This window comes from Okeania sp. SIO2F4 (genome assembly GCF_010672385.1).
GTDB lineage: Bacteria > Cyanobacteriota > Cyanobacteriia > Cyanobacteriales > Microcoleaceae > Trichodesmium.
In genome coordinates this window covers 6,402-9,841 of sequence record NZ_JAAHGT010000307.1, presented here as the reverse complement: position 1 = coordinate 9,841, position 3,440 = coordinate 6,402, and the positions used below count along the sequence as shown (strand labels likewise).

General features: G+C 32.9%; 3 protein-coding genes. 1 reads left to right on the top strand and 2 read right to left on the bottom strand.

Annotated elements, in window-relative coordinates:
* Positions 1-227: 227 nt before the first annotated feature.
* The gene (locus F6K22_RS19450) at positions 228-701 is read left to right on the top strand and encodes a hypothetical protein (RefSeq protein WP_293101358.1); all 474 of its coding nucleotides are present in this window, start codon (positions 228-230) and stop codon (positions 699-701) included.
* 268 nt (positions 702-969) lie between these two features.
* Here F6K22_RS19450 and F6K22_RS19445 read toward each other — a convergent pair whose 3' ends face one another.
* Entirely contained in the window at positions 970-1,347 is a 378-nt protein-coding gene (locus F6K22_RS19445; RefSeq protein ID WP_293101355.1) for a DUF4177 domain-containing protein, read from the bottom strand.
* Between the two features lie 494 nt (positions 1,348-1,841).
* Positions 1,842-3,104: a cysteine desulfurase gene (locus F6K22_RS19440; protein ID WP_293101352.1), complete on the bottom strand. Its 1,263-nt coding sequence runs from the start codon at positions 3,102-3,104 to the stop codon at positions 1,842-1,844.
* Between the last annotated feature and the right edge of the window lie 336 nt (positions 3,105-3,440).

Below are 3,440 nucleotides of genomic sequence, written 5' to 3'. Positions count from 1 at the left end.
TATCACAAATTTGAATGTAACATCCTTTTTTGAATTTGGTATAATACTTACTAAGTTTAGCTGATGACCTTTTTCGTGTCGGACTTTTAATTCTCCTTGGAGACTAATTCCTATTTCTAGCTGACGGCTGAATGCTTACTTTTTTTTTAGTATGACGCTTTGTCTTTTGATTTTTTTACTTTTTTATGTATATTATTCATAAATAATAATAAAACCTAAAAAAAAATATGAATAAAATACTCAAGCTAACATCCACAATACTAATTTTAACTGCTGGATTAGGAGTTGCCTCCACAGTCAATTCTTCGACTAATTATTTAGTTGCTGATAAATCTCACAGTCATATGAATCATAGTCATAAAAAGATAGAAATTCCCACAGGAAAACCAGTTCCTGAAGTAGATTTATTTGTTTATCAAGATACAATGAAAGGATGGAATTTAGAGTTAAAATTAACTAACTTTAAATTTGCCCCAGAAACAGTAAATCAAAGTAGTAACCCTAATGAAGGTCATGCTCATTTATATATCAATGACAAAAAAATAACTAGAATTTATGGCAATTGGTATTATCTGGGAAGTTTAGAACCAGGTAGCAATAAAATCACTGTTACTCTAAATACCAATAAGCACGAAGATTTAGTTAGTAATAGCAAGATGATTATGGATACAGAAATCATTGAAGTTACAGCACAAAAATAGGATGATCGCTGAAGTCATAATTCAGAAGTCAAAAGTTATATCAAATCCGGTTAAACAGTTATAGATTGATTAAGTTTTTAGGAGTCAGGAGTCAGGAGTCAGGAGTCAGAATGAATAGCTTTAATACCATCTCTTAATTCATAACTTATCTTATTAGTCAAAAGGAAATCTCCGATAAAATATGCACGATCACCCTTATTAGTTGATTCTTTGTGGGGTGGGCAAATATTTGCCTACCCTACTACTATATCTATATAAAAATCAAAATTTATTTCTGTCTTTGAAAAATCAAAATATATAACCCTTGTCCGTTAGTAGGATTAAAAACAACGTCAGTTTGACTTAATTCCCATCCATCTTTTCCAGCTTCATTTAAAGCTTTCGTATAGTTATTTCTTTCTTCCTCGCTTTGAGGAAAACCAAATTGATATTCAACTTTATATTCATATTTCCTTCCCCTACCCTGACTTAACTTTTCTGAATTCATCAATTCAATTTTTGACTCTGTTTTTCCTTGAAGTTGAGGGATAGAAGTTGCTAAAGTTTGATTGGGTGAAAAAATTAATGCTACTGCTAGGAAAATAATCGCAACATTCAAAACAATTAAGTTAATAACTATAAGTTTATTTAGATTCCACTCTCTCATACATATAGCCTCTATTAGTTGGAAAAAATTGGAGAATTTTAGTCACTTTTGTAGGTTGGGTTGAGGTACGAAACCCAACATATAATTAGATAGACATAATTTAGCAAGTACACAAAATTAATTACATTTTTGTAGGTTGGGTTGAGGTACAAAACCCAACATATAATGTATAGGACGTAATATCAAATCCCGATAATTAGTTATTGTAAGTCATTGCGACTGGAACTGAGTGGAAGGAAGGAATCTCCCGCCACCATAGTGCAGAATAGCAGAAATAACTGACCAGTTACAAAATCCTAAAAGCCTTACTAACCAATACTTTTGAATTTTGAATTTTGAATTTTGACTTCCGCGTAGCGGCACTAGAGATTGCTTCCTGTCGTCGTAATGACGACTTTTCATCCGGATTATATATAATTCAGCAGGTACAAAAAATTAATTACATTCTACTGAATTTCTCTTGCCTTTCTTAAGTATTAAACCCAGATTTTTCTTTAACCCATAATGCTCGTAAAAAATTCTATCGTGTCTTTCAAAGCAACAATAAAAGTATCAATATCATCACGAGTATTATAGAAATATAAACTTGCTCTTGCTGTGGATGAAATATTTAAATATTGATGCAAAGGTTGAGCGCAATGATGACCGGAACGAATCGCTACCCCTGCTTCATCTAACATTGTTGATAAATCGTTGGGGTGAATATTTTCTACTTTAAAAGATGCTAATCCTGCTCTACCTTCACCATGAGTATTTGGTTGAGGTCCGTAAATATTAACTTGAGGAATTTGACCTAATTTCTCAAATAAATAAGTAGTTAATTCTGCTTCATAGTTATGGATTTTTTCCATACCTATATTTGTCAGATAATCTACTGCTGCACCAAGAGCGATCGCTTCTCCTATCGCTGGTGTTCCTGCTTCAAATTTATGAGGTAATTCTGCATAGGTGGAATGGTCAAGAAATACTTCGGAAATCATTTCACCTCCTCCTAAGAATGGTGGCATTTCCTCTAGTAAGTTTAACTTTCCATACAAAAAACCGATGCCAGTCGGAGCGCACATCTTATGACCGGAACCTACTAACCAATCACAATCTATTTCCTGCACATCTACCACGCAATGAGGTAGACTTTGGCAAGCATCTATTAATACTTTAGCTCCATTTTGATGAGCGATTGAGCAAATTTCTTTTACTGGGTTAATACAACCTAAAACATTAGAAACATGAGCAACTGCTACTAACTTTGTTTTGTCTGAAACCAGAGTTTTATATTGTTCAAAATTAAATTCTTCAGTTTCAGTCAATTCGACAAATTTTAAAACTGCTCCGGTTTTTTGAGCAATCATTTGCCAAGGAACAAAATTACTATGATGCTCCATAACAGAGACAATAATTTCGTCTCCTGATTTGAGATTATTTAAACCCCAAGAATAAGCGACTAAATTAATAGCTTCACTAGCATTTCGAGTATAAATAATTTCATTCCGAGATGCCGCATTGACAAAAGCAGCTACTTTATCTCTTGCTCCTTCATAAGCATCTGTTGCTTTTGAACTTAAAGTATGAATACCCCGATGCACATTGGAATTATATTTGAGGTAATATTCTTGCCAAGCGTTTATCACTGCTAAGGGTTTTTGGGAAGTAGCAGCATTATCTAAATAAACCAGTGGTTTACCATTTATTTCCTGATTTAAAATCGGAAAATCTTCTCGTACTTTGTCTGCCAAAGTTCTTTCTTGAATAATAGTCATTTTTTCAGGTATTAGTTATCAGTTATCAGTTATCAGTTATCAGTACCTCCAGTAATAGGGAGGCAAATAAAATCCGAAATTGCCTTTTTTATCCCCTTGAAAGGGGAAGTTTGAGAGCTGATTTTTTGGTCATTTTTGCAAGTTTTTCTTTTTCTATTACCAGGGAAAGAAATGGTAAGAGCCAGAATTATCAAATTAGATATTTTGTCTAGTTGAAAAATCAAAGGTCTACTTTCCTGATATTTCTCATCTATTAGATTTTGACTAGAAATACTCCCGTGAATTTTCCCAGATGGTAAAAGACAAAAAAGCCAGAATTATCAAATTAGATATTTT